Origin of the sequence: Rhizobium sp. P44RR-XXIV (genome assembly GCF_001999485.2) — a bacterium.
GTDB lineage: Bacteria > Pseudomonadota > Alphaproteobacteria > Rhizobiales > Rhizobiaceae > Rhizobium.
This window is the reverse complement of the sequence record NZ_MPVZ02000027.1, coordinates 806,778-831,821: the sequence shown is the minus strand read 5'-3', so window position 1 is coordinate 831,821 and position 25,044 is coordinate 806,778. Positions and strand designations below refer to the sequence as shown.

Here is a 25,044-nt window from a genome sequence, read left to right as displayed (position 1 = left end):
CGTCCGATACGATTGGCTACTCGATGGTCTCAATGATCGGGTGTGCCGAAAGGCAACGTCCAGCCCGAGGGCAGATTGACATCTTCGGAAAGGTGTCGAGGGACAACCTGCCTCAACACAGAGGCGCGAATGTTATCCAGCGTCTCACCGGGTGTGTGGCCAAACTCGGCTTTGAATAGGCGGAAGAAGTATTTCTCGTTCGAGAAACCGTGACGCCAGGCAACCTCGGCGATATGCGGCTGCGGACGATTGGGATCTGCCAGCATCTGATAGGCACGACGCAATCTCTTGCGCTGTATTTGCCGCATGACGCCGCCGCTGCCTTCGAACAACTGATAGAGCTTTGCACGCGACACCCCCACATCTCGGCAAATGCCGTCAGGCGTGAGATTGGCATCCAGCAAATGCGCATCGATATGGCGCAGGATTCGGCTACGCAGCATATCCCGAATAGGGCTACCTGCTTCAGCGAGCACATCCGGCGCCGAAGAGACCGCAGCCGCCAAGAGCTGAAGGGTCGATTGGACGACATAGGGGATCTCGTGCGCGTCCAGATTTGCAAGGTTCTGGAACAACGAAAGCATATGGTCCGCGATAAGACGACCTATGCCGGTTGCCAGCGTATGTCCATGCAAGAGCTCCGTCTGGCTTGGGAGGAGATCCCTCGGCACCACCAGGGAAATCACATCGCCAGCCTCCACCACGGATTCGTTGATTTGGGCAGCATCGAGAACGAACAGATCGCCAGCCGTCTTGATGGATTGAGGACTGGTCCATCGAAAGAGAAATCGGCCGCTGAGGACCAGCGTGAACCGAAAGAAATCATGACCGTCGGTCCGGATATGCTGTTGTGTTCGATGAACTTCATATGCAGAACTCCCCTGCGGATTAAGCCACGTTCTACCGGATAGAATAAGGGGGCCGAGAGACGCGCCGGTTGCTCGCGCATTGAAGGCTGGAGGATCACCATCCCGCAATCTGCAATCACAATGATTGTCCTTCACCCAGGCATGAAATCGGTCTTTTTCGGGAAAGTCGAGAGTGGAAAAATTGAATATGCGGGTCGATGATGTTTGCGCCATGCTTCTTCTGTCCGCTGCCTAAAATGCTGAGTGAACGATCGCGATGAAGTCCGCGAGCGTCCCAGTCCATTATCCGTGCCGCACCGGCTTCGGTGTGGCCGCCGCTACTTCCTGCTTTATAATCGTCTGTGCAGCATCCCACGCCCTTGTTGCCACGGTCGGATCGCGAAAGGCACGAGCATCGATCGTCGCGCCATCAAGCAGAATCATGAGGATTGACGAGGTGCGTGCCGCTGCTTGCTCTGGCAAAAGGGACGTCAGTATGTCGCGCATCCATTCGGTCATTGTTTGCTTATACTGAATGGCGATCGTCGAAATCTTCGGATACTCGGTTCCAAATTCCGCGAGCGCGCGCTCGAAAAGGCAGCCGGCAAATTCCGGAGTGGCAAACCATGCCTCATGCCAGGCGAAAATAGCATGCAGCTGTTCCTTCGCCGATGCTGTTGGCTCAACAGATGCGCGAAGACTGGCCATGATGTCTTGATAGCGACGGTCGAGTACCGCGCTGATCAGGTCGTCCTTACCTGGGAAATGGTTGTAGAGCGTCATGCGGGCGACACCGGCTTCTACAAGAATTCGGTCGACGCCGACGGGATGAAAGCCGTGCCTTGAAAACAGGTCGGTTGCAACTTTGATAAGCTGCTCTTTTTTCGAGCTCATCGGCGCCTCATCCCAAGTCCGTCATTGACCGATAGACCAACGTATCCCGCAGCGGCAGGTCGCAGCCTGTATCGTACATGTCGTACTGATCGTTCTATCTATTTTATATCGGCAGCGGCTCTCTGGCGCAAGCAAACAACGATGAGAGATTTTATAACCCAATTCCGGAGAGCACATGCCCTGCTGTTTGGGCCGCTGCGATGACCAATTGCGTTCCTGCATCACAGCCCGGTGCATATAGGCGAACAAACATTAGGGTCAGCGATCATATCTTGTCGCACAACCAGGCCGGAGAAATGACATCGCCGCCGAGGCGGTCTATTGCATCTGGAGTAGGGATTTCGTCATATTTGGTTATGCCGGGCCCATATATTGAAATCCTGACAGGCAATTTCATGCGCAGCTCCTTGAAGACCCTGCCCTTCGAACGCCGTCTTTTCGCTTTGCGTGGCGGCATGCTACTGGGATTGGCAATCCTTGCGATCAACGTCACCGGCCTAGTTCAGCTCAGTGACCTAAAATTGCAACTGGGTGCGATGGCACCTGGGACCAACCAGGGCTGGATCACGTATGAATTCATGGATGACCACATCGTGGCCTTGTCACTCGCCTGGACAGGCCTTTGTGTTGCCGCCCCCTCGCTCTATCTGGTCACACGGCGCAATTGGCGCCGCCTTGTTGGCATGCTGATTGTGATCAGCCCCGCTCTCCTTGCCCTGTTGATATTCGTGCTCTATGTCACTGCCCTCAGCAACGGCTTGCGTGCCGTTACAGGATGATATGAGCAGATCTTGTTCTATGCCCCCAACCCGGCCATCGGCAGTTCAAGCGCGTTGCATGAAGAATGCCGAGATAGGGCTTCCTCGCTGCAGATTTGATCCACGCAATAATGCCTGCTTGCACCGCTCGCGGACGGATCCCGCGCAAGTTTCCCTGATGCAGGTCGCGATCAACCACCGGATCGGTAAGGACTGTATCCAAAGTCCGCAAACTGATACCGACGAAGGCCGAAATCAAGAGGCGGCGTAATCCTCCTGGGGTGGCAACCCGAATTCGGCCTCGGCCAGAGCCTTCAGCTCTCGTTCTTGATTTGGATAGGCTGCAGACGGAAGATCCATAAGCGTCAATCGCAGGCCGGCCATATGGAGGAGTTGTTGTTGCGCTGCATTGGGATTCTCAACATCGAACAGAGACGCAATTCTGTCGCGCAACCAGGCCTCCTTGCCTGAAACCCACCCGCTGTACTGCAACCACTCTTCTTTCGGCGTCATGTGAGCGTCCTGGTGCGTCTGTTGAGAACCATTCTCAGCCAAGTACATCTCCGTCTATGGTCCAGATCCAACGCAGTCAACGGGCCGCCAACAGGGTAAGGTCGCACGCTCATCCCGCAGAGAGGCATGAGCCTCCTAACCGCAGGGCACCAGGCCAACGGTATCACCATAATTCACCGAGCACATTGGCTGGGCCTGAACTGGCGGTGGAGGTGTGCAAATATCTTTTCCCATTGGCGACAGGCATGGATCACTCTGAACGGCATTGAAGTGGATCGGATGCGCTGCAGCGGATTTCTGATCGAGCTCATTTCTCCGCGCGATAAGAGCATGATATCGTTGCGACCAATCCTTTGCCTTGGCCTGATCATGCGAGGCGACGATCGCCTGCCCCTCAGGAATCATCTTCGAAAGGGTGAGGTCGATCGGGATGATCTCCGGGGACATCACACCTGCTTTCACCGCTTTCTGATCCATCGCGATGACATTGGCCCATTCATCGGGAGAGATGTCGGCAGACGATCGATTGGCGATCGGTGCTCCTGCTTGCGAGGCGGGCACACAACTTGTCACAACGGCCGCTGCAAACAACAGGGCCGATACTCTCGTCATTACGCTCATAGGATCTCTCGCGTGCGTGGAAGGCACCGCCAAGCCGGCGCCGGTCGCGAAATTAGATAGAACGATCGGTCTATAAAGTCCATATGGAAATCGTTATCCTGGCCATGCCTTCATATCGCGATCGTTCATGGCCGACACGTTTGCTTTGCGATATCACACTGATGGCTGTCATCCGCCGGGGCAGGCGGTTTGGGTGAAGACGGCAAGGCTACGGCCGCTTACTTCGAATCCATAGAAATTCACGGCGAGATTCCCGAACATACTCTCTTCGCAAATTTCGACCTTCTTTCGATTGCCGAGATCGCAAAAGGCGCCATAGCTGGAACTATGTGAGGTCAGAGATAGAATATGGGAGCAGCCGCTGAGCGGCTGGGAAATACCTACTTCCGAAAGAGCCTTCTGCATTTCCTTGGTGATTCTAGTTATATCGGCAGGATTGCTGACGTAGCTCGCAGCACGTTCCTCGCCGATTTTGATCGTGGCGAGTTCCTCGATACGACCATCGTAGGTATCAGTCAGGCAGTCAACGCTGGTGCACACGTTGCGTGTCTGGGTAATCCAATTCTTCTGATCGGCGGAAAGCCTGCCCTTATTGACCGCATACTCATCAGCAAGCGCCCAGTCGTAAACGCGGTTGAGTGTACCGTCGAGTGTTGAGAGGGCCGGCGTTGCGCATATCATGTTCTCGACATTGGACGCGGCCTTGGTGCAATCGAGCCCCGCGGCAAGGGCGGGATTAGGCACAGCCACCCAGAGCGCCGCTTCGACCAAGAGCAATGCGCCCACAGCCACACCGAGGTGAGCAAAAGAGGCTTGCTTCATTAAACTATCTCCGCTGATGTTGAGTTTCACGAGGTTTGACCCTAACTGCAACTTCACGCTAACCCGTTCAGATCGATCGAAAATATTGAAAAGCCAATAGTTAGGCTGGGCAACCGGGTCATCACGAAACGCAAAACTGAGTTGAACAAACGCGCAAATCAACTCATAGAATCTCTCGCGCGTTTTGCAGGCACCGCCAAGCCGGCGCCGGTCGCGAAATTAGATAGAACGATCGGTCTATATTGTCCATATGGAAACCGTTAGACAAACGGATCTAACAATGCCTAATACAGGACTTAACTTGGCCTGAGACATCAATGAGCTCGAAAAAAGAGCAACTTATCAAAGTTGCAACCGACCTGTTTTCAAGGCACGGCTTTCATCCCGTCGGCGTCGACCGAATTCTTGTCGAAGCCGGTGTCGCCCGCATGACGCTCTACAACCATTTCCCAGGTAAGGACGACCTGATCAGCGCGGTACTCGACCGTCGCTATCAAGACATCATGGCCAGTCTTCGCGCATCTGTTGAGCCAACAGCATCGGCGAAGGAACAGCTGCATGCTATTTTCGCCTGGCATGAGGCATGGTTTGCCACTCCGGAATTTGCCGGCTGCCTTTTCGAGCGCGCGCTCGCGGAATTTGGAACCGACTATCCGAAGATCTCGACGATCGCCATTCAGTATAAGCAAACAATGACCGAATGGATGGGCGACATACTGACGTCCCTTTTGCCAGAGCAAGCAGCAGCACGCACCGCGTCAATCCTCATGATTCTGCTTGATGGCGCGACGATCGATGCTCGTGCCTTTCACAATCCGACGATTGCAACTAGAGCGTGGAACGCGGCGGAAGTTCTGATTGATCAGGCAAACGCTCGACAGGTTTGAAAAAACAACGAATGGGACTGATTGAGAGCAAGAACCCAATCTTCGTTCTCCTGACGCAGATAGCGGAATGGGGCTTCGCGATTGCCGACGGCTTTCCATGTGGCGCAATCATTTCAGACCCTAAGGCTTTGACGCCATTGGATATGCCGCACGTCGCAATGGGTTGCCTTGAAGGGGTTTGAAACCACGGCACATTCGAATGCTGTGGCATATCGCTCAATTATGGAACCTTCTTAGTGAACTTGGGAATGCTCGCTCTTTCAAAGAGTGTCCGTATCATAACCCAACTCACGCAGCCCATGCGAAAGATCAAGCCACTAGGGCGATACCTTGCCTATCGCTGCGGCGTTTGAAAACGCGGCTTGGCTCGGACGCCGGCAATCGGCGACCTCAGCGTCCGAGTTCGTGCAAATATGCGAGGCGGGCCAGCACGCCGGTATTCGTAAAATCCGTAAAGACCCCGTCGGTACCGAGCCGGTAGAATTTCAAGAACTCCTGTTGCGGATCACCGCCATAGTCCGCCGCCAGATACTTCTTCTCGTTGCGGAAGGTGAACACATGCACGAACAGACCGATCTTGTGCGCATCCGCAATGAGCGTGGTGGGCGCTTGTGTCGTCGACAGCGAGTATGAGGGCTTGAAGGGCGTTCCGTCGGCATTCTTCTCCGGCCATGCCGTGATCTTGTACGGGATGATCTGCGGCTTCCACGGCCCGATGCCATCGGCATAGGTCTTGATCTCCGCAAGTCCGGCAGGGGTCAGCATCGCATCGAACCAGCGCGGATCACCTGCTACGGTCCAGTCAAAGGGGCGGCTGTTGGTGATATCGTCATAGCTGACGGCGCCAGTCTTGAAATCAACGCCATCGCCGTCGATAAGCTGCACCACCTTCGTTTTCAGGCCATGGCTGACCATATACTTCAGGCTGCCGGGCTCGAAGCTCTGAACGAAGATCGGCGCTTCCTTCGAGTTCAATCCGTTCTCGTCGATGGCTTTGATCATCGCATCTTCAAGCGGGTGACTGCCGGGCGCGCCGCAACCATTCGCAATGGCCTGCGCATCGTTCCAGGTCGGATTCTTGGTCTCCGGATAGACGGAGATCGTCCGGCCGGTTTCCTTGGTCTTGGCCTTGGCGATGTCGATGATGTCCTGCAAGCTCAGGATGGGGAACTTGCCGTTGAACTCCTTCGGCCGCTCGGCAGCGGCATCGAAAGTGGTGCCGGCGATCCAGGTCTTGAGTTCGGCCAGTGTGAAATCCGAGATCGACCAGTCATTGGTGTGATCTTCGCCGTCAACCACCAAAGATTTCAGCACCGATTTCGGATCGGAGGGATTGGTGAGATCGGTCAGATATTCGGCCGGACCGCTTGTCGGTGTCTGCGCCCATTTGACCTTGACCATGACGCCGGGCACCGTGCGCTTGCGAGCAGCGACATCAGCATTGGTCTTGGCGACCTCCGCCACATTCGTGTTGTCGCTGAGCCAGGGATTATGGCGTGCGACCAGCAGGCAATCCTTGGTGAGGTGAATATCCTCCTCCAGGGCATCGGTGCCGAGGGCGGCGGCCATATCATAGGAGGCCAATGTTTCCTCCGGCATCAGGCCTGGAAGCCCGCGGTGGCCTATCACCAGCGGCTGCTTGCCGTCGAGCGTCAGGAAGGGTTTGGCATTTGCCGATGCAGAAGTGTCCTGCGCGCGAACCGGCAAGGCGAGGCACAATGCCAAGATGGCGACGCCGACCAGCTGGCAACCAGCTCTGGTATCGTGTTTCATCATCATCCCCGTTCAATCATTGACGATCAGGCGCTTAGCCGCGCCGCTGCTATCTGCATCACACCGCCCTGTAACGACCGCATGACGACTCCCACTGAGGGTTCCATCAGTCGCCCTGCCTCTGAGGGCCGTCAGACAACTCTTCCTGCCGCGGAAAGGTGGCAGGCCTCGGACAGTGTCCGAGGCCTGCGTGATTACCGCGTCAAATCGAGCGCCGCACTCATGTCGCCCATGGGCGGCTCGTCATTGTTGCGCAGCGCCTTGTCACGGGCGACCAGACCCGGCAGGACGGGCAAATCATAGCGAGCGGTGATAAAGCGCAAGATGGACGTCGTGTCATATTGCGTGTGATCGACCATTCCGGTCCGCGCAAAGGGGGAAATGATAAAAGCGGGAATCCGGTTGCCGGGACCCCAACGGTCCGCCTTCGGAGGAGCGACATGATCCCAGAACCCGCCGTTCTCGTCGTAAGTGACGATCACCAACATATGACCCCACTGCGGGCTCTTTTCGAGATGAGAAACGATGTCGGCAAGATGCTGGTCGCCACTTGAAACATCGGCGTAGCCGCTGTGCTCGTTCAGATTTCCCTGGGGTTTGTAGAACGTGACCGCAGGAAGCTTGCCGTCATCGATGTCCTTGATAAAGGCCGTGCCGCCGAGGCCTCCGTCCTTGAGATGCTGGGCGCGAGCCGGAGTACCGGGTGCATAGGCGGCAAAATAGTTGAATGGCTGGTGATGGAACTGGAAGTTCGGCACCGGCGTCGCATTCTTCCCATCAAGGGTCGCCTGCCAAGCTCCGGCATACCAAGCCCAATCAATACCTTTCAGCGTCAGAAGATCGCCGATCGTGATGTCGTGTTGCGGCGGCAAGGTTGTCGGCAGACTGGGGTCCGCAAAGGCCGTATCGCCGCCAGCAACGGGAGGATTGGCGCTCGGCTCATATGGCGGTTGCATCGTATTGACGGCGTGGAAGTCGGGCGTGAGATTACCGTCTGATACAAATTTCGGCGCACCCTCCAAAGCCGATTTGGGCGCGTTCTCGACCACGGTCAGTGAAACACCATCGGCGTCAACCTTGGCGATGGTCGGCTTTGCCGGGCTCTTATCGGCATCCGGGAAAACAGGGACGCAGGCGCAGGCCAACTGGAAGTGGTTCAGAAATGACCCGCCAAATGCTCCCTGGAAGAAATTGTCGGCAAGAACGTATTTCTTTGCGATCTGCCACATGGGCAGGTTGGAACCGTCGTAATGGCCCATGACAAGGCCGCCAGAATCCGCCCACGCGACGAACTTATCATTCTTGCCACCATCGATCTGCATCTGCTCCTGATAGAAACGATGCCAGAGATCGCGCGTGATCACCGATGAAGACTGCGCGAAGCCGCTTGCGTCATCGATCGCGAATGTCGCATTCGCCAGATGCGCCGATTGTGCCTCCGTGATCGGCGGAGTAACCCCCTTCGCTGTCAATCCACCCCATGCCGGAGGCAATTCCGCAAGGGGCTGACCATTGCGGTCAAGCTGACGCGCCTGACTGGCTGTTGCGCTAGAAAGCCCATTGGCGCCAGGGAAACTGCCATAAAGATTGTCGAAGCTACGGTTCTCGGCGTAGATCACCACTACGGTATCAATCTTGTCGTATCCGGCGGGGGCTGCTTGAACCACCGTTGAGTAAGCAGATGGTAAGATTGCGGCGGCGGCCAAATAAAAGAAATGGAGTAGTTTGAGCCTCTTCACGGCGGATTACCTCATGGCTAGGGGATATTGGCTAGAGGAGCGGAGCCGTCCAAGCGGATGCCGAGAGGCTTGCAAGCGACACGCTAACTTTCTCTCCTATCATTTTTGTGACGGCAGGAGATCGTAACAGGGGTCTAGAATTTCTCCGTCATCATTCTGTTGCACCCGCGCTCGATTATGATCCAGACCGCCCTGAAATCTTACGGAAATGCGACATTGACGCTCAATAAAATGTGGCCAACCCGTGCGCTGATGACGGGCGGTGGGCTCGCGCTCTTGCTTGCCCTCGTGCCTCTCTATGAGACCGCCGCCGGCGATGGTGTTGGCATTCATCCAGGGCCAATGTCACGAGCTGCAGCTTTTGCCAGAGCCAGGGCATTGACGGAGGTCGGCCGCAAGATGTTCTCCGATCGATCTCTTTCGGCGTCGGGCCTCCAGGCTTGCGCTTCCTGCCATGACCCGCACCACGCCTACGGACCGGCCTCGGCGTCTCCGGTGGAGTTGGGAGGAGAGCACATGGATCAGCCTGGCTTGCGCGCGGTTCCTTCGCTTCGATACCTGCAGTCCGTACCGACATTCACAGAGCACTTTTACGATTCCGAGGACGAAGGCGACGAAAGCATCGACAACGGGCCGACGGGTGGCCTCACATGGGACGGTCGTGTGGATCACGGTTACGATCAGGCCAAGATCCCCCTGCTTTCGCCGTTCGAGATGGCAAACAAAGACCCGAAAGACGTTGTTGCGCGCTTGCGCAACGCGCCATATGCGGAAGAATTCAAGATGATATTCGGAGCTGACGTCTTCGATCACACCGAGGATGCTTTCGCCGCGGCCGTCGAGGCACTCGCGACCTTCGAGCAAAGCGGTCCCGATTTCTATCCTTATTCCAGCCGATACGACGCCTTCCTCGCTGGCAAGGGCAGTTTGACAGCTCAGGAGTTGCGCGGTCGAGCTCTCTTCGAAGACCCCGCGAAGGGCAACTGTTCGAGTTGTCATTTGAGCGAACCTGCCAACGACGGGGAGCCGCCGCAGTTTTCCGATTTCGGCTTTCTTGGACTAGCTGTGCCGCGAAATCCAGACATTCCCGCAAACAAGGACCCCAACTATTTCGATCTCGGCCTCTGCGGTCCACAGAGAACCGACCTGAAAGGGCGCGCAGAATATTGCGGCCTCTTCCGCACGCCGACGCTCCGCAACGTCGCGCTCCGCCACAGTTTCTTCCACAATGGCTATTTTCATTCGCTCCGCGATGTCGTCTCATTTTATGTGACACGCGACACGGACCCGGGCCGATGGTATCCGCACAATGCCGATGGCACAGTCCGTCAATATGATGACCTGCCTGCAGCTTATTGGAACAATCTCAATCAGGACCCGCCGTTCGGCAAGAAGCCACACGAGGACCCTGGGGTAACGGATGCAGAGATCGACGACATCGTTGCTTTTCTGGGGACGCTTACTGACGCAGATCAGGATCCCCAAGCGGCTCGGTAGCCTGATCCTGTAGGGAGGCAAAGCGGAGGATCATGCCCGGCATCGAGCATTGCGCACGCAAAGGCTTGAACAATCAGGTGCTCGGTTGAATGAAACGACATTCGCGCGATCGGGCAACATGAAGCCATCCACTGCTTAAACCTCCAATCGACATCTCTCTTAGGACGCGCCGCGTTCGGAAGGCGCAAACCGGGGGATGCTGTACAAAAAGATGGGAACTCCGACCATCGATCGGCATGCGGCGAGACGCAGCGATTTTCGTCCATGCATCGTGGCACGAAGGGAACCTTGACCTTTGATTTTGGAGCTGTTGCCGGCACCGTGCCGGCTAAGGACGGGGCTTTCAAATGTCGCCTACCCGATCCCGCCGCAATGCTCGGCTACCAGCTTTTTCCAGTGACGATACACCTTGCCGCTGCTCCAAATCACAATCATGCGACTCGCAAGACCGGTGAGCGCCCCACCTTGCCGCTCGACAATGTCGTTGGCGCTCTGGGAGCCGCCGCATGAGCGAGGCCGGCTCGACAAAGGGCGACGGACCGCTTTCGGCTTTCGAGGACGCGGCAATGCGGCCTGTGTTCATGACCGACTGGCACCAACGCAACCAGACCTTTTTCCCGACCCTTCAGGTTCAGCGCAACGTCATATTCATGATCCTGACGCTGATCATGCTGATCGTCGAGCTCAATATCATTTCGGGATTGTTCATGCTGGCCAAGGACAAGAGCGCCGACATAGCAATCCTGCGCACGATGGGCGCGACGAGCGGCGCGATCATGCGCATCTTCTTGATGACCGGAGCGGCGATCGGCGTCTTCGTGTGCATGAATATCGAATCGGTCCGCCAGTTCTTCTCGTCGATATCGGGGAGGACAATATTCAATCTCTGGATCTATTTCCTAGGTCAATTGCCAGCGCGCATGGACATCGCGGAAACGGTATCAGTCGTCCCGATGGCGCTCGTCCTCTCCTTCTTCGCCACGCACTTTCCGGCCTGGCGCGCAGCCAGACCCGACCCCATCGATGCGTTGAGGTACGAAGAACCTTAATTCCTGGTTGACATCACCATCACTACGATAAATACTTCGCTACATGGCGAAGCATCAGTCATCATCCATGGACCGCACGTTTTGGGCACTGTCGGACCCAACCCGGCGGGGCGTCCTGCAGCGTTTGCTGGATCGGCCGGGACTTTCCGTCAGCGAGCTCGCCCAATCATTTTCGCTGAAGCTACCCGGCATGACCAAGCATTTGGACGTGCTGTCCGATGCTGGATTGATCACCCGGACGAAGACCGGCCGCACCGTCGCTGTGAATCTCTCCGCCGCGCCGATGCAAGAAACCATGGCCTGGCTCAATCGCTATGAGCGCTTCTGGACCGTTAGCCTTGATCGGCTCGCCACGCTCTTGGAAGAGGATGATACGAAATGACTGACGGCCTTCCGGGCGTTACGATCGTGCGTCGGATCAGGGCCACCCCTGCAAAGGTCTGGGCGGCCATTACAGAGCCTGAACTGATGATGCAGTGGTGGGGGCCTGATGCAGGACCGACCCTTAGTGTGGTTGCCGACGTCCGGCCGGGTGGCCGCTTCAGCGTCGTGTTCCGGCTACTCAACGGCGACGAACACAACCCGACCGGGATCTATCAAGACGTCATTCCCGAGAAACTGCTCGTCTTCACCTGGGATCTGCCCGGAACCTCCGATCCGAAATCGCTGGTGACATTCCGGCTTGAACCGTTCGACGCAGGAACCGTGCTGACACTCACCCATGAGCATCTGCCCGACGAAGAAGCCCGCACAAGTCATGAAAGCGGCTGGATTGGCCTTCTCGACAAGCTTCCCGTCTTCCTTGGAGTTGATCAATGACCGACCTGATCCTGACAACATACGACTGGGTTCCCGAACTGCCGCGCGGCCTCGTGCGCGACCTGCGGGTAAGATGGGCGCTGGAAGAGGCTGGGTTACCCTATCGGGTGGAGAGCACGCCGTTTCGAGACCGTGGCCCTGAGCATTTTGCAGCACAACCGTTCGGCCAGATCCCGTGGCTGACCGACGGAGACCTGACTATTTTTGAAAGCGGCGCGATCCTGTTGCACCTCGCCGAGAAAAGCCCGGTGCTCATGCCCGCCGATCCCCGAGGGCGAGCCGAAGTTTTGGAGTGGGTTATCGCCGCGCTCAACTCGGTCGACCTGCCGAGCCAGCCGTGGGCGCTGTTCCGGTTCATGGGCTTTCCTGGCGAAGCGCCCGAGGCCAGGTTCGTCGACGACTTCCTGAAGGCGAGACTTGATCGAATGGAGACGGTGCTGGCCGGGCGCGAATGGCTGGTCGGCGACCGATTTTCTGTGGCCGACCTGCTGATGGCAGATGTCATGCGACAGATCGAGCGGTTTGACGGGCTCAAAAACCATCCGGCTTGCCACAGTTACGTCAAGCGCCTGGTGGCCAGACCGGCCTTTGTGAAAGCATACGACGACCAGATGGCTCATTTCGCTGCGGCAGACGCCGCTTGAACCATGCGCTGCCGCGAAATTCATCGCTTGCTGTTGTCCATGTTTTTGGAGCGACCAACATCACCCAAAGTTGCAAAGCCCCATGATCGGCGTTCGATCAGTATCCAATCGGAGGTGAGCAGCAGCTCTTGGCAAGGATGCCAACCTCCGACAGGGTCATTTCCAAAAGCCACGATACTAATTTTCATCGAAATTTCTGTCTGAGCGACGTTCCCGACGCAAGTGGACACTTCCATGATTATGCAGTGGTCGGTTTTGGACGTAAAAAAGCAGTCACAAAAACCTGACAACCTACTCGCTTTCGCGAATGGGTCTCTACCCCGGGCACTTCATAGAAAAGCGAACAGGAGTTGCCTCGTAAAGAGCTCAACACTCAGCCCTCGCCGGTTTCTTGTCGCAGGCGCGGGCTGCCGGGAAAATACGGAACAACTCAGAGACATAGGCGTCGCACTGATTAGCGATCACCTTTTGCAACGCTGAATCCACTCTCTGGCGCAACTGGATCAGGCTCAAGAACACAGATGACAGCGCGCTGTCGTCTGTGTCGCGCGCTTCTGAGACAGATAGACCCCTATGCCGTTTGCAGGGCACCGTGTGGTGTTATTTCGAAGCGTTGAATTTTGTAAACAAAACCCGCCGTGGGCGCTGTCCTCAACCCATCTGTCTTCGTGGGAAAAGACCGCGTTGATCAAAATTAATCCCATGAAACCAGCTACTTATTGATTGTACTTGTTCATTAAACAGGCAGACCCCTCCCACGGTGAGGCAATGGGCTCCGTGATCGATTTACCTATCTAAACCAAAAGAAATCTTTCGAAATCTTGTAGTCGAATTTCAATCATAGACCCTGGTTACCGCTTTCAACGCCGCCGTTAGCCAACACTCCTGGCGGACTGGAGCCGGAAGTAATTTTAGCTAAGTTTCCGGCCTCTGACACCTAACAGCCGCCCGGCTGCTCCCCAACAAGCATTTTTTCTGGGTGACTTCAGATGTCTTTCGATTACACCGCAATGCCCTCTTCATCCTGCAGAGCTACGCTTTCCCTCGTTGAAGCTGAGGGGAAAACGCTCGTCACATTCGTCATCCCCGTTCGACATCAGGCCAATTCCAAGGATTGGCCCTCGCTGAAACGGCGGCTGGCACAGACGATCGCATCAATCTCTGGGCAATCCAATGGCAATTGGCGCGGCGTGATCGTTGCCAATGAAGGTGCCGATCTACCCGATCTGCCGCCCAAGTTCTCAGTTCAACGGGTAACGTTTCCCGCCAACCCCCTGTACGACTTGCATAGTGCCGAACGCGAGCAGGTCTATGAGGCCGTAAGGCTGGACAAAGGCCGCCGTGTATTGACGGGCATGCTTTCCGCCCGCGATACCCATTTCTTCATGGTCGTCGATGATGATGACTTCATCAGCGCCAATATCGTCGATTTCGTCGCGAGAAATGTCACCGCCAACGGCTGGAAAATAGACCGCGGCTATCTCTGGAGCGAAGGCGGACGACTGCTTTTGCATCACGACGACTTCGCCAACTATTGCGGTACGTCGCTGATCACAAGGTCCGATCTCTACAGGTTACCGGCAGCTTTCGAGGATGCCGGTGTCGACTACATCAAATCCATGCTCGGTAGCCATGTGCGCATCGGCAAGCTGCTCGCCGATGCAGGATCGCCGCTGGGGTCGCTTCCCTTCCGCGGCGCAATTTATCGTGTGGGCCATAGCGGCGCACACAGCAAATCCCCCAATCTGTTTCGAGCCTATTTTCTCAACCGGTCAATCCTTCGTCACCCCGGCCAACTCTTGCGCAACCTCAAGCGCATGCGCCTCCTTAGCCGCGTGTTGCAAGACGAATTTTTCGGCGTTGAAGCAAATGGAATCGGTGAGCGCCAAGGAAGCCGGCCAACAGGCGTCGCGCCCGCCGTTTGAAGACCTTTCAGAACAAATGCCAATTACGTCGTTTTGCATCTAATCGTGCACGGCTCCGTAGACCCTCGGAGATATTTTATGATCCAGAAAATTATTCCCGTCATTATGGCTGGCGGCACGGGCACCCGCCTCTGGCCATTGTCTCGATCAAGCGCGCCAAAACAGTTCATTCAGGTCGTTGATGGAAAGACGCTGTTCCAGGAAACACTGGAGCGCGTTGCGGATTGCGACGTGTACGAGGCGCCCGTCGTTATCACGAATCAAGATTTTCGTTTCACCGTGGCCGAGCAGGCCCGCGAAGTCGGTGTCAATCTGACCACGATCATCCTCGAGCCAATCGCGCGCAACACGGCAGCAGCCATCGCCGCTGCCGCCTTATACCTCAAGCAGACATTCGGCGAAGACGTAATCCTTCAGCTGCTAGCTTCAGATCAGGAGATTGATGCGGGCAAGGATTGGCGTGATGCGATCGTCACCGCGCGCCAGACGGCCGCCTCCGGCAAGATCGTTACGTTCGGTATCACGCCGAGCGAACCAGCCACTGGTTATGGATATATCGAACAGGGCGAACCGCTTTCGACCGACACCTATGAGGTCAAACGTTTCGTGGAGAAACCGAAGCTTGCCGCAGCCGAGGAAATGGTTGCCGCCGGGAAATTTTTCTGGAATTCCGGCATCTTCATGTGCCGTGCGGAGCTGCTGCTGAGCGAACTCGAAGCATTTGCCCCGGCCGTCCACCGGGCAGTAGCCGCTGCAGTCGACGGAGCCACCATCGATCTCGATTTCGTCCGTCTCGACAAGACGAATTTCGAGGCATGCCCAGACATCTCCATCGATTATGCGGTGATGGAAAAGACCACAAAGGCCGCCGTCGTTGCATCAACCTTTGCATGGTCGGACCTCGGCAGCTGGGATGCCGTTTGGAAGCTCGGCGAAAAGGACGACAAGGGTAACGTCGTCATCGGCCATGCCACCGTCATGAACACGGAAAACTCGCTCGTGCTGTCGCGCGCCTCGCATCTGGCCGTCCAGGGCCTCAAGGATGTGGCCGTCATCGCCAGCGAAGACGCTGTCTATGTGGGGCCCCTCGATAAGGCGCAGGAGGTCGGCAAGCTGGTCAAGTACCTGGCAAAGACCAAGGAGACGGCCAACCTGACGGAAATCCACCCAACCTCCTACCGCCCATGGGGCGGCTATACATCGCTGTTAAACGGCGGCCGTTTCCAGGTGAAGCGCCTGTTCGTTCTTCCAGGCAAAAAACTATCGCTGCAGAAGCATTTTCACCGTTCGGAACACTGGGTCTGCGTCAAGGGCACGGCTGAAGTGACAGTCGGAGACAACGTGACTTTAGTGCGTGAAAACCAATCCGTTTATATCCCGCAAGGCGAACTGCACCGCCTGTATAACCCGGGTAAAATCACGCTGGAAATGATCGAGGTGCAGACCGGGTCCTATCTCGGTGAGGACGACATCGTCCGTACTTCCGACGAGTTTGGTCGGAGTTGAGGTCCGCCTTAGGCACAGCGCCAACGCTCAAGCACATAACGCGGCAGACGATCAGTTCGAGGCATTTGAAATGCGCATCCTTCACTTCTTCAAGACTTATTACCCGGATTCGTTCGGTGGCATCGAACGAACTATTCACGCCATCGCGAAAGGCGGCCTTGCTCACGGTATCCAGTCCGAAGTATTGACACTCAGCCGCACTCCGGTTGTCAACACGCTGGAATTCGACGGTCACATGGCGCACAAGGCGAAACTCGATTTCGAGTTCGCTTCCACCGGCTTTTCTTTCGACGTCATCTCCAAATTCAGGGAACTGAGCGCCAAGGCCGATATCGTCCACTACCACTTTCCCTGGCCATTCATGGATCTGATGCATGTACTGCAACCGCCGCGAAAGCCATCGATCGTCACCTACCATTCCGACATCGTCAAGCAGAAGACACTCTTGCAGCTCTACAAGCCGCTGATGCACCGCTTTTTGTCGAGCGTCGACCGCATCGTCGCAACCTCGCCAAATTACCTGGAGAGCAGCGAGGTGCTGCAAAGATACCGTGACAAGACGGAGATCATTCCCATAGGTCTCGACGAGACGGATTATCCTCGCGCATCGGAAGAACTGAGGGGCAGCTGGAGAGCGCGTTTCCCCAGGCCATGCTTTCTCTTCGTCGGCGTGTTGCGCTATTACAAAGGGCTGCACTTTCTCATAGAGGCGGCCAAGAATGTTGATGCCGATATCCTGATCGTCGGCAAGGGACCGATGGAGGACAAGCTGCGGGTACAGGCGGCGAGTGCCCGCGTGTCCAACGTGCATTTTTTGGGTGCCGTCAGCGACGTCGACAAGACTGCGCTCCTGGAACTGTGCACCGCTTTCGTGTTCCCCTCACATCTGCGTTCGGAAGCCTACGGGCTATCGCTGGTCGAGGCGGCCATGTTCGGAAAGCCGATGATAAGCTGCGAGATAGGCACAGGAACGAGTTTCGTGAACAAGCAGGGCGAAACAGGGGTGATCGTGCCACCCGAAGATGCGACAGCGCTGTCTGATGCCATGAAGCGGTTTCTTCAGTCCCCCGATACCGTCAGCTCCCACGGCATCGGCGCTTCATCGCGGTACCGCGATAAGCTGGGTTCTAATGCAATGGTTCAGCGCTACTGCCGGTCGTATGCAAGAATAATGGATTCTTTGCCTAATGCTTTGTGAAAAGCGGCCGTTGGTTTCCGCATGGAACCGAGCCGGCTTTCGCTTCCATCCAAACAATTGGGACGGATCAATCCCTATGCAACATGCTATTGCCCAGACGCTCGTTCCGAGGTGCACGGCATTGGCCACCGCTTACATCTTGAATTACCCCGATCAGCGGCACGCCAGGATGTACAGGACGCTTGCGGCCAGCGAAACCGTGTTCGGCGCCGAGCCGGGAGAGGAACCGGACAACCAGCGCCAGCCATGTCCTGCAATGAATGATGCACGTTATCAATCTGGCTTGCGGAATGGTGTGAGACTGGTTCGTTGTGACGGCAAGACGGCTCCATGCAGCGGCTCATGGATGGCTGGCGAATGAAAATCGGCATCGATGCGCGCAATCTGGTAACGAGCACGACCGGAATTGGACGATACCTTCTGGAAATGAGCCGGCATTTGGCGCTTCTCGGCCATGAACTGCATTTCTACTTGCCGGAAGCCCCCCATAAGGGTCTGAAGGATTTACCCACGGGAACGCTGCATGTGGGGCGCTTCCCCGGTGCCATCAGGCGAATGATCTGGGGGCAGACGGAACTACCGCGCCGCGCCGCACAGGATGAAATTGACATATTTTGGGGCCCGGCGCATCGTCTGCCCATTTTCCTCGATCACCGCATTCCCCGCGTCATCACGATTCACGACCTCGTCTGGCGAGATATGGCTGCGACCATGCGCTGGCAGACATGGATAGCTGATCGCTGGCTGATGAAGCCGGGAGTGACCGTGGCCGATGAGATCGTTGCAGTTTCGGCGGCCACGGCCGACGTGTTGAAGGCCGCATTTCCGACGTGCAGGGAGAAGCTCAACGTTATCCACCCTGGCCTGACGGCCATTGCCGGAACGCTGGTTCCGAAGAAGCTGTCGTCGTTCGGGATCGACCGTCCCTATATACTCTTCGTGGGAACGCTTGAGCCCCGCAAAAATCTGCCGAGATTGCTGCAAGCCTATGCCGCTCTACCCGAAGCCACGCGGCAGCGCTTTCTTCTTGTGCTCGCGGGGGGTCAAGGCTGGAGATTGGGTGATCTAAAAGAGCAGGTCGCAGCGTTGCGGATCGAGTCGTCTGTTCGGCTGACAGGCTATGTATCCGACACCGATCTCGCACAACTGTACAGCTACGCTCGCTTTCTAGCGATGCCATCTCTCTACGAAGGCTTCGGCTTCCCAATCATAGAAGCGAATGCCATGGGGCTCCCAGTGTTGACGTCCAATACGTCCTCCATGCCCGAGGTCGCAGGTGAGGCCGGCATTCTTGTCAATCCCAGCGATGTGCAATCAATCCTTGACGGCTTGGAAAGCCTTGCTATGGACGGCGCCCTCCATACTCGTCTCGCAGCAAGCGCACGAGCGAACTCTCAGCGGTTCAACTGGTCCGAAAGCGCGCTTCAACTTGAACATATCTTCAAAAGGGCGATCGCCAAACGACGCACGGCGTGTGAATAAAAGTGGAGAAGCTAACCTGGACTAAATGTTCGCCTGAAGGACTGGATGTCGCGCCTAACAATTATCAAGGATTGCGTAAATTATCCTCGCGCATGGCCCCCAGTCACCCCCGTATCGCTTCGAAACAATGACCGCTCGCGCTCACCGCTTTTGTGTCATCATGCATTGGAAGAGTGCGTACGTTTTAGTTCTTGCCGCTGGTGAAGGGCGATGCCACAGCGGAAACATCGTGGTCGAATGTTGGCCCGATTTCGCCTCGAGGAGGAAAGAGCAACGACGACAGCAAGACAGCGATAATACCGATGGCAACACCAAGACCGCCAGCAACGATCAAGCAAAAATTCTGGAACGTTCGGTCGCGGGCGGCGCCGATATGATTGTGTATTTCCACAACTAGGTCGTCGATGGCACGAACACGTTCGCTGATCGCACACACGGCATTTCCGGAAACCCAATCGCCAACCCTTGCGATCGCATTAGCGTGCATTTCCGAGTAAGACCTAAGTAGACGAGTTATGTCATCGGTCGGGCCCGCATCATGAAATTTTGTGTTGTCGTAACGGCTAGATGACCTGTCTCCCTCCTCGACAATGTGGGCGCCATTCTGGCCAGTGATCGGTTCGATTGTTTGATGTGGCTCATCACATGTCATCTGCGACCACTCCATAGTGTTGACGGCCGAGGGATCAACGATAGAGGATGCTACTCGCTTTTCTTGTGTTCTCATGTCTTCCTCGACTTTATTGATCTGTCTAATCAAACTTCGCCCTTATGCTTTGGAGTGCCTACAAATGTTGGTTGGAATGGCTGCCTCCCTAGGCTGACACTTCCCGGAAAATGTGCTTTACGCATTGAACGATTTGGCATCGCAACTGAGAAAATGATAAGGGCATTTCGCGCACGAAGCTATTTCGGAGGTCCCTTGGGACCGTCGGATCCCGGGCCGGATTCATGTCCGCTTGGATCCGGTCGCCCAGGTGACGTGGTTGGTGGCCCATCTATGTTTGGTGGCTGCGGCATTTGCCCATCCTGGAGTTGCGGCGAAACCAGCCTACCCTCCTGGAGGGACATATTAACAAAGGTGTGACCATTATCGGCCGAACCCGGAAAGCCCGCCGCATTCAACGTCACACCGACACCGACACTTACAGTCTCGCCGGCTCTCTCGACGTAGGTTTCGACGTTGATAGTACCCTCCCGAAGACCTGGTACTAGATCCTCCAATTTCAAACTCTTGACCCGCAATACCCCCCGTTTTCTTCCGAACTCTGCAACAACTCGATGTCCCACGAAGGAGCGGGCAGCGATATCTATTATTAGATTACCCACCTTCACGTGACCATTGTGGCTTTGAGCAACACCACGCAACAGCATTCGGCTTTTCGCAACTCGCTTCTCAATTCGGCTGGCAACAATAGTTCCATCAGGTTTACGGATGCCGTAGACTGCGACGATCTCACCTGGTTTGAGCGCTGGCCTATATGTGTGAGGGGTGAGTTCGATGGTTTGTGAAAGAACGACGATGCTGTCTGTACTCATGCTTTCAATCGGCCCGATCACTTCGCTTGTCACATATATTGCATGCGCCGATGGATGATCTGGAGATCCGTTCAGCGCAACTCGTACCACTTGTCCGAGCCGTAGGGCTCGCTGATCTGCACGTACACCATCGATGTTGACTAGCACATCGGGCGAATAGGCAATTCGATTTCCGTTGACGAAGATGCTACCAAACCGCTGGATTGTTCCAAATACACCCGTCCCGCCAATCCCATGATCGGTTTCTCCACTTATGGATTGTCCTGTTCCTCCAATTCCGTGGTCCAGCGGCGTTGACAGATCATTGCTCTGACCGGGCCTTGCGACAGAGGCTAAGACTAGGGGCGAAACCGTTGCAAGCTGCAGAAAGCGTCGACGATCGAGGATCACGGACATCATCTATCGTCCTGTCTATTGTCGTCGGCGACGGAAGGGCTTGACACCGGGTACTCTTCTCGAAAAACGAATATCCCGGTAATCCATCGCGCCTCACCACCTTTATCGGCTCTCACCTCCTCATTGGCTATTCGATTCAGGCGGACGAGCAGGTCCATTGCTTCAGCTTTACTGATTTCGTCCAACTTTCTTGCCAAGGCTGGAGAGATATTATTGTAGTGTACTGCGCGCTCAAAAAACGGGAGATCGGCTGACACCAAATTGTGCACGGCTGCGGCAGCGTGGTCGTGGATGTTGCGTGTGAAGAAGTGCTCTTTAACTCCGTCGTCTGTTTCCGGAACTATCGCGGTGCTGCTCAGGTGAACACGGTCTTCATGGTCCAGTGTTGCAATGCCACGATCCAACCATTCATCCAAAACGGCGCGTGGGCGCAAATCGCGTGTCACATCTTCCACCAGGCTTTCAAACGACGCCTCACCATTTTCCCCAGTACGGCGCAGCGCCTTCGGCAGACCGTCCTCGCTGCAGTATCGAACATCCGCGAGCCATCGAGCAATGATGCGGCTTGTGCGCGATACTGGAGGCGGGAGGTCTGGCAGCGGCAGCTCGCCGACCCTGAGTTTGCTCACATCCTTGCGGTGAATGCCGGTGAGCAGTGATATTCTGCTGTCTGTCTGCTGCTTGCCGGGTAAGGCAAATTCCTTTTCGGCAACATCAATGTACACCCGACGCAGCACGGCTGCAAAAGCAGGGAACGCCAAACCGGTTGCGAGAGACAGGCGAACGAAAGGCCGCAGGATTCGCGCCAGAACTCGCTGAACGGCATCCTCCCGCATCTTGGTCTTAATTGCGGGCATTTCACACCCAACCCTGAATATTGATGCTTCCCTTTCGCGCACATTCGGATAGCCCGAACGCGTTACTCCCCACTCGGCCCGCTTCCTTCATGCATCCGGAAAACGAAGGCTTGCGAATGAATTCCCTTTCGGGACGTCTGAAGGGAAGTGGCAAAGCCTTCATTCGGCGCATTGCAAATTGAAACCAGTTGTCTCGGTTAACGTTCGGAAATATTAAATGGGATTTTTTCCCACATGTCAATCGCCTTATAACTACCGTCTCAAAATCAGTGCATGAGGATGCATCGTTCAGCGGCTCTCTTGCAGTTTTTGGGTTATGGTGGCCGTTGGTCGGCGCATTTATTGTCGGGCGGCTTTACGGGTTCCAAGACGCTGAGCGAACGGTGCTAGCTACTCCGTCAGCGCAGTCCAGCCGATGTCGGAAGCCCGTTCAACGATGCGTGTTTCTCCACAGCCTAAGCCAACGCCGGCGCATGTTTTTGAACCTACGCTAGATCGTCGCATGATCGCCCGGTACATCCCACTCGCCCATCATCTGCCTGAGGTCGCGATAGCCGACCCCGTGCGGCAACACCATCGCACCGCCCACAAGATCATCTCACACTGAAAATGACCCCACTTTGAAGCGATCGTCAAAAGTCTCGCTGAAATTCTTTCCAGCTCTTTCGGCAAGCAATAGTTTTTGCGGCAGAGCCAAACCACCAGAAATCAACCGCAGCGCTGATCAGGTAGAGGTATCCGATTGCCTTCGATCAGTTTCAGCGGGCTGGATGAGCGGTAGCTTGGACAAAAGAAGATCCTTGCTCTGCTCCCACGTCAACCACGGCATCCCCGCCGAACGCGGATGCAATCCCTTTTCGCGCATCTCTATCCATTTCTCAATGGCAAGCGCCAGATCCGCCGGCTGGTCCTTTTCGAAGTAGAACGCATGATTGCCAGCGATTTCCTCAAAAACTGGAATCCTACGCAGGATCAAGGGCAGCTCCTTGTGGGCCGCCTCGATAAGGGGTAAGCCAAAGCCTTCCCCCATGGAAGCAAAGATCAAGGCCGAGGATTTATCGTACAAAAGATTCAGGAATTCATCGCTGATATCCTGAAGCCAGAACAAATTCCGGTCGCGCCTGAGATGCGTCTCCAATGCGCTGCAGAGGTCATCGACATTCCACCCCTGCTTGCCGACGATAAACAGATTATACTGTTTGCCTTCATCCCATAGCCGCTCAAAAGCACGAAGCACCTGGGCGTGCCCCTTGCGCGGCTCCATGGTGCCGACCATTATGAAACTCTGGGCTTCAGCCATTCTGCTCAGGAGCGCCGGCGCGCTTTTTGGCAAGCCTTTGCTGGGCAGACTGGAATCGATATCCGCGCCAAGGTGGAAATTGTCGATCGTCAGGTAAGGGTTGACGGGAAACGATCCCGCATGTTCGTGAAGCCAGTTGCGCACGTCATCCGCGACGAATGCGGAAACGCAAATAAGGCCGTTCGCATGGTAAGCCAAGCTCGGCAGCCAGAGGGGGAACCAGCGCCTTATGCCTTCGTCGCACCACTCCGGATGACGCAACGCCATGATATCGTGGATCACAAAGTAGAGTTTGCCCCCGGCGCGGCGCAGCATGTCGAACTGGGATTCGATTGCCGGAAACAAATGGCATGTCAAATCTGTAACAAGGACAACGTCATCCTTGCCGAACAGCACGGGCTCGTCGGCACCGAAGTCGATTCCGAAATTCCGTTTCACAAACCGATTTGCGTAACGATAGCAATCGCCGTTGGCATAACGAATTGCCCGGACATCGTAACCCGGAATCCTTTTGGAGAGGAGGGCATTGAGGATGCTACGCGAAACCCGCTGAATACCAGTCTTGGCATCGTGCTCGGCCAGCACCGAAATGTCCATTAGCAGCTTGCGGCGATGATCGCGAAAGCTGTTTCGGGCGATGGCCCAGGCCAGCCCCAGCATATCGGCATCGGTTAACTTCTTCTGCCGGCGAAGCGCGCCGAGCACATCGGACTTGATATCGTCCCCGCTCCTTTGCCGTGTGGGTCCACCCGGGATCCCCGGCCGCTTCTCCAATAAGTCGTCGAAGCCGGCGATAGCCATCTGCGCAGTCCTGTCCCAGGAAAATTTCTCCGCCTGCGTCAGCGCGTGGTTCTTAAGGTCCGCCCAATATGCGTCATCGGACAGAGCCCTCTCCAGCGTCCCGGAAAGATCCCTGACGTCATAGGGATCGAACATCGCCTCGTCCCACCCGATCACTTCCGGTAGGCTCGTCACATTGGACGCGAGGGTCGCGGCGCCGCACTTCATCGCCTCGAGGGCCGGCAGCCCAAAGCCTTCGTGCACGGAGGGAAATACGAAAACCTTGCACAAGTTATAAAGAGCGATCAAATCGTCGTCCGGGAGATAGCCCGTGAAAATCAGATGCGCCGAATCGACGCCATGGCTCTGCGCGAGCGCCTTGATGCGTGCCAGCTCTTCCGGCCTGACCTTGTAAGCAAGAACGAGGGGATAATCGCTTTGCAATGCCTTCGGAAGCAGGGCGTAAGCCTCTATCAACGCCTCGATATTCTTTCTGGGCTCGATCATCGCCAGTGACAATATGAACTGACCCGGCAATTTATACCGGGATTTGATGCGTCCCTGCCGCCCCGCGTCATAGGTGTGAACGCAGAACTCATCACCGACGGCGGACGAAATGTTCAAGATCCGCTCTCGTGGCACGTTCGTATGCTTCAGGACCTCGTCCACCACCGAATTCGAGATTGCATATACGGCATCCGCAAGCTCGAATTCCGCTAGCCTGTCCATATAGAACTTATGATAATTTGGATCGCCGAGATACCGCTCCCTGTTCAGGAGCGGTATGAGGTCATGGCAGACCGTCACCGTTTTCCACTGGCGGGACTCCTTCGGGATCGAGACCGTGAAGTCATCGTCGTAGCCCTCAAACAGGCTCGTAACGTAGACGATATCCGGATCGATGTTGGCAATTGCGACATCGCGCGCATGGCGCACCGCCGCGAAGCGCTCGTGGTTATCCATGTTGCGATAGGCAGTTGGCCCGTACCCCGAGAAAATGAACATCTCCTCTTCGGCCAGAATGTCGCGATAGGCGTTCCTGACATCCTCGACATTCTGCAACGGGAACAGGCCATTGATCAGGATGCTGACCCTGTGCGGGCCGGCATTGCGAATGATGGCCCGACTCATGGCAAGGGTGCTGCGCCCGATGCCGCGAAACTTGCTTTCGGACTGGTACCCCTGCACATCAATAAG

General features: G+C 56.0%; 22 protein-coding genes and 1 pseudogene. 12 read left to right on the top strand and 11 right to left on the bottom strand.

Annotated features, from left to right (window positions below; genetic code table 11):
* Nucleotides 1-29: 29 nt before the first annotated feature.
* Nucleotides 30-1,082, bottom strand: a complete 1,053-nt coding sequence (locus tag BSK43_RS16140) for a helix-turn-helix domain-containing protein (RefSeq protein WP_077472427.1) — start codon at nt 1,080-1,082, stop codon at nt 30-32.
* Between the two features lie 69 nt (nt 1,083-1,151).
* Complete coding sequence (locus BSK43_RS16135) at nt 1,152-1,742, bottom strand: TetR/AcrR family transcriptional regulator (protein ID WP_077472428.1); 591 nt, start codon at nt 1,740-1,742, stop codon at nt 1,152-1,154.
* A 395-nt stretch (nt 1,743-2,137) separates the two neighbouring features.
* Between BSK43_RS16135 and BSK43_RS16130 the strand changes: the two genes are divergently transcribed.
* Entirely contained in the window at nt 2,138-2,521 is a 384-nt protein-coding gene (locus BSK43_RS16130) for a hypothetical protein (RefSeq protein WP_136687002.1), read from the top strand.
* 234 nt (nt 2,522-2,755) lie between these two features.
* Here the strand turns inward: BSK43_RS16130 and BSK43_RS16125 are convergent, their stop codons facing one another.
* The 3 genes from BSK43_RS16125 to BSK43_RS16115 all read right to left on the bottom strand — a co-directional run bounded on the left by BSK43_RS16125 (nt 2,756) and on the right by BSK43_RS16115 (nt 4,486).
* Complete coding sequence (locus BSK43_RS16125) at nt 2,756-3,013, bottom strand: hypothetical protein (protein WP_136687000.1); 258 nt, start codon at nt 3,011-3,013, stop codon at nt 2,756-2,758.
* A gap of 135 nt (nt 3,014-3,148) precedes the next feature.
* On the bottom strand, nt 3,149-3,604 hold the full coding sequence (locus tag BSK43_RS16120; RefSeq protein ID WP_077472431.1) for a hypothetical protein: 456 nt from the start codon (nt 3,602-3,604) through the stop codon (nt 3,149-3,151).
* A 198-nt stretch (nt 3,605-3,802) separates the two neighbouring features.
* Nucleotides 3,803-4,486, bottom strand: coding sequence for a lysozyme inhibitor LprI family protein (locus BSK43_RS16115; RefSeq protein WP_136686996.1), 684 nt, complete (start codon nt 4,484-4,486; stop codon nt 3,803-3,805).
* A 287-nt stretch (nt 4,487-4,773) separates the two neighbouring features.
* On the opposite strand from BSK43_RS16115, the gene BSK43_RS16110 reads away from it, so the two are divergent.
* A complete protein-coding gene (locus BSK43_RS16110) occupies nt 4,774-5,343 on the top strand; it encodes a TetR/AcrR family transcriptional regulator (protein WP_077472433.1) in 570 nt (189 codons plus the stop codon).
* 390 nt (nt 5,344-5,733) lie between these two features.
* On the opposite strand, the gene BSK43_RS16105 is transcribed toward BSK43_RS16110, so the two are convergent.
* Both BSK43_RS16105 and BSK43_RS16100 read right to left on the bottom strand, forming a co-directional pair.
* Nucleotides 5,734-7,116 carry a glycerophosphodiester phosphodiesterase family protein gene (locus BSK43_RS16105; RefSeq protein ID WP_077472462.1) on the bottom strand — a complete coding sequence of 461 codons (1,383 nt, stop codon included), beginning with the start codon at nt 7,114-7,116 and terminating at the stop codon, nt 5,734-5,736.
* Between the two features lie 194 nt (nt 7,117-7,310).
* Nucleotides 7,311-8,855 carry an acid phosphatase gene (locus BSK43_RS16100; RefSeq protein WP_077472434.1) on the bottom strand — a complete coding sequence of 515 codons (1,545 nt, stop codon included), beginning with the start codon at nt 8,853-8,855 and terminating at the stop codon, nt 7,311-7,313.
* Between the two features lie 231 nt (nt 8,856-9,086).
* Here BSK43_RS16100 and BSK43_RS16095 point away from each other — a divergent pair, with 231 nt between their 5' ends.
* The 10 genes and pseudogenes from BSK43_RS16095 (at nt 9,087) to BSK43_RS16050 (ending at nt 18,975) form a co-directional block, all read left to right on the top strand.
* Nucleotides 9,087-10,352 carry a cytochrome c peroxidase gene (locus BSK43_RS16095; RefSeq protein ID WP_077472435.1) on the top strand — a complete coding sequence of 422 codons (1,266 nt, stop codon included), beginning with the start codon at nt 9,087-9,089 and terminating at the stop codon, nt 10,350-10,352.
* A gap of 288 nt (nt 10,353-10,640) precedes the next feature.
* A complete protein-coding gene (locus tag BSK43_RS16090) occupies nt 10,641-10,862 on the top strand; it encodes a hypothetical protein (RefSeq protein ID WP_136686995.1) in 222 nt (73 codons plus the stop codon).
* A 44-nt stretch (nt 10,863-10,906) separates the two neighbouring features.
* Nucleotides 10,907-11,401 (top strand): annotated as a pseudogene (locus BSK43_RS16085) (FtsX-like permease family protein); the annotation flags it as partial.
* A gap of 67 nt (nt 11,402-11,468) precedes the next feature.
* Nucleotides 11,469-11,783 carry a metalloregulator ArsR/SmtB family transcription factor gene (locus tag BSK43_RS16080; RefSeq protein WP_246662594.1) on the top strand — a complete coding sequence of 105 codons (315 nt, stop codon included), beginning with the start codon at nt 11,469-11,471 and terminating at the stop codon, nt 11,781-11,783.
* On the top strand, nt 11,780-12,220 hold the full coding sequence (locus tag BSK43_RS16075) for an SRPBCC domain-containing protein (RefSeq protein ID WP_077472438.1): 441 nt from the start codon (nt 11,780-11,782) through the stop codon (nt 12,218-12,220). The genes BSK43_RS16080 and BSK43_RS16075 overlap by 4 nt, the downstream gene beginning before the upstream one ends.
* A complete protein-coding gene (locus BSK43_RS16070; protein WP_077472439.1) occupies nt 12,217-12,864 on the top strand; it encodes a glutathione S-transferase family protein in 648 nt (215 codons plus the stop codon). The genes BSK43_RS16075 and BSK43_RS16070 overlap by 4 nt, the downstream gene beginning before the upstream one ends.
* A gap of 1,010 nt (nt 12,865-13,874) precedes the next feature.
* Entirely contained in the window at nt 13,875-14,789 is a 915-nt protein-coding gene (locus BSK43_RS16065; protein ID WP_077472463.1) for a galactosyl transferase, read from the top strand.
* A 78-nt stretch (nt 14,790-14,867) separates the two neighbouring features.
* Entirely contained in the window at nt 14,868-16,295 is a 1,428-nt protein-coding gene (locus BSK43_RS16060; RefSeq protein ID WP_077472440.1) for a mannose-1-phosphate guanylyltransferase/mannose-6-phosphate isomerase, read from the top strand.
* Nucleotides 16,296-16,365: 70 nt separating this feature from the next.
* Nucleotides 16,366-17,493 (top strand): glycosyltransferase family 4 protein, encoded by a 1,128-nt coding sequence (locus BSK43_RS16055; RefSeq protein ID WP_077472441.1) that lies wholly within the window; start codon nt 16,366-16,368, stop codon nt 17,491-17,493.
* A gap of 357 nt (nt 17,494-17,850) precedes the next feature.
* Nucleotides 17,851-18,975, top strand: coding sequence for a glycosyltransferase family 1 protein (locus BSK43_RS16050; RefSeq protein ID WP_077472464.1), 1,125 nt, complete (start codon nt 17,851-17,853; stop codon nt 18,973-18,975).
* A 184-nt stretch (nt 18,976-19,159) separates the two neighbouring features.
* Here the strand turns inward: BSK43_RS16050 and BSK43_RS16045 are convergent, their stop codons facing one another.
* The 4 genes from BSK43_RS16045 to BSK43_RS16030 all read right to left on the bottom strand — a co-directional run bounded on the left by BSK43_RS16045 (nt 19,160) and on the right by BSK43_RS16030 (nt 25,035).
* Nucleotides 19,160-19,702 (bottom strand): hypothetical protein, encoded by a 543-nt coding sequence (locus tag BSK43_RS16045; protein WP_077472442.1) that lies wholly within the window; start codon nt 19,700-19,702, stop codon nt 19,160-19,162.
* A gap of 179 nt (nt 19,703-19,881) precedes the next feature.
* Nucleotides 19,882-20,913, bottom strand: a complete 1,032-nt coding sequence (locus BSK43_RS16040; RefSeq protein ID WP_136686993.1) for a DUF5666 domain-containing protein — start codon at nt 20,911-20,913, stop codon at nt 19,882-19,884.
* Nucleotides 20,910-21,767, bottom strand: coding sequence for a DUF6502 family protein (locus tag BSK43_RS16035; RefSeq protein WP_077472443.1), 858 nt, complete (start codon nt 21,765-21,767; stop codon nt 20,910-20,912). The genes BSK43_RS16040 and BSK43_RS16035 overlap by 4 nt, the downstream gene beginning before the upstream one ends.
* 724 nt (nt 21,768-22,491) lie before the next feature.
* On the bottom strand, nt 22,492-25,035 hold the full coding sequence (locus tag BSK43_RS16030) for a glycosyltransferase family 1 protein (RefSeq protein ID WP_281406638.1): 2,544 nt from the start codon (nt 25,033-25,035) through the stop codon (nt 22,492-22,494).
* Nucleotides 25,036-25,044 lie beyond the last annotated feature (9 nt).

What these genes read in the sequence shown, in the direction of transcription:
- BSK43_RS16140 (WP_077472427.1), bottom strand. Translation starts at nt 1,082, where the DNA reads ATGGCGCAAACATCATCGACCCGCATATTCAATTTTTCCACTCTCGAC.
- BSK43_RS16135 (WP_077472428.1), bottom strand. Translation starts at nt 1,742, where the DNA reads ATGAGCTCGAAAAAAGAGCAGCTTATCAAAGTTGCAACCGACCTGTTT.
- BSK43_RS16130 (WP_136687002.1), top strand. Translation starts at nt 2,138, where the DNA reads ATGCGCAGCTCCTTGAAGACCCTGCCCTTCGAACGCCGTCTTTTCGCT.
- BSK43_RS16125 (WP_136687000.1), bottom strand. Translation starts at nt 3,013, where the DNA reads ATGACGCCGAAAGAAGAGTGGTTGCAGTACAGCGGGTGGGTTTCAGGC.
- BSK43_RS16110 (WP_077472433.1), top strand. Translation starts at nt 4,774, where the DNA reads ATGAGCTCGAAAAAAGAGCAACTTATCAAAGTTGCAACCGACCTGTTT.
- BSK43_RS16105 (WP_077472462.1), bottom strand. Translation starts at nt 7,116, where the DNA reads ATGAAACACGATACCAGAGCTGGTTGCCAGCTGGTCGGCGTCGCCATC.
- BSK43_RS16095 (WP_077472435.1), top strand. Translation starts at nt 9,087, where the DNA reads ATGTGGCCAACCCGTGCGCTGATGACGGGCGGTGGGCTCGCGCTCTTG.
- BSK43_RS16080 (WP_246662594.1), top strand. Translation starts at nt 11,469, where the DNA reads ATGGACCGCACGTTTTGGGCACTGTCGGACCCAACCCGGCGGGGCGTC.
- BSK43_RS16075 (WP_077472438.1), top strand. Translation starts at nt 11,780, where the DNA reads ATGACTGACGGCCTTCCGGGCGTTACGATCGTGCGTCGGATCAGGGCC.
- BSK43_RS16070 (WP_077472439.1), top strand. Translation starts at nt 12,217, where the DNA reads ATGACCGACCTGATCCTGACAACATACGACTGGGTTCCCGAACTGCCG.
- BSK43_RS16065 (WP_077472463.1), top strand. Translation starts at nt 13,875, where the DNA reads ATGCCCTCTTCATCCTGCAGAGCTACGCTTTCCCTCGTTGAAGCTGAG.
- BSK43_RS16060 (WP_077472440.1), top strand. Translation starts at nt 14,868, where the DNA reads ATGATCCAGAAAATTATTCCCGTCATTATGGCTGGCGGCACGGGCACC.
- BSK43_RS16055 (WP_077472441.1), top strand. Translation starts at nt 16,366, where the DNA reads ATGCGCATCCTTCACTTCTTCAAGACTTATTACCCGGATTCGTTCGGT.
- BSK43_RS16050 (WP_077472464.1), top strand. Translation starts at nt 17,851, where the DNA reads ATGAAAATCGGCATCGATGCGCGCAATCTGGTAACGAGCACGACCGGA.
- BSK43_RS16045 (WP_077472442.1), bottom strand. Translation starts at nt 19,702, where the DNA reads ATGAGAACACAAGAAAAGCGAGTAGCATCCTCTATCGTTGATCCCTCG.
- BSK43_RS16040 (WP_136686993.1), bottom strand. Translation starts at nt 20,913, where the DNA reads ATGATGTCCGTGATCCTCGATCGTCGACGCTTTCTGCAGCTTGCAACG.
- BSK43_RS16035 (WP_077472443.1), bottom strand. Translation starts at nt 21,767, where the DNA reads ATGCCCGCAATTAAGACCAAGATGCGGGAGGATGCCGTTCAGCGAGTT.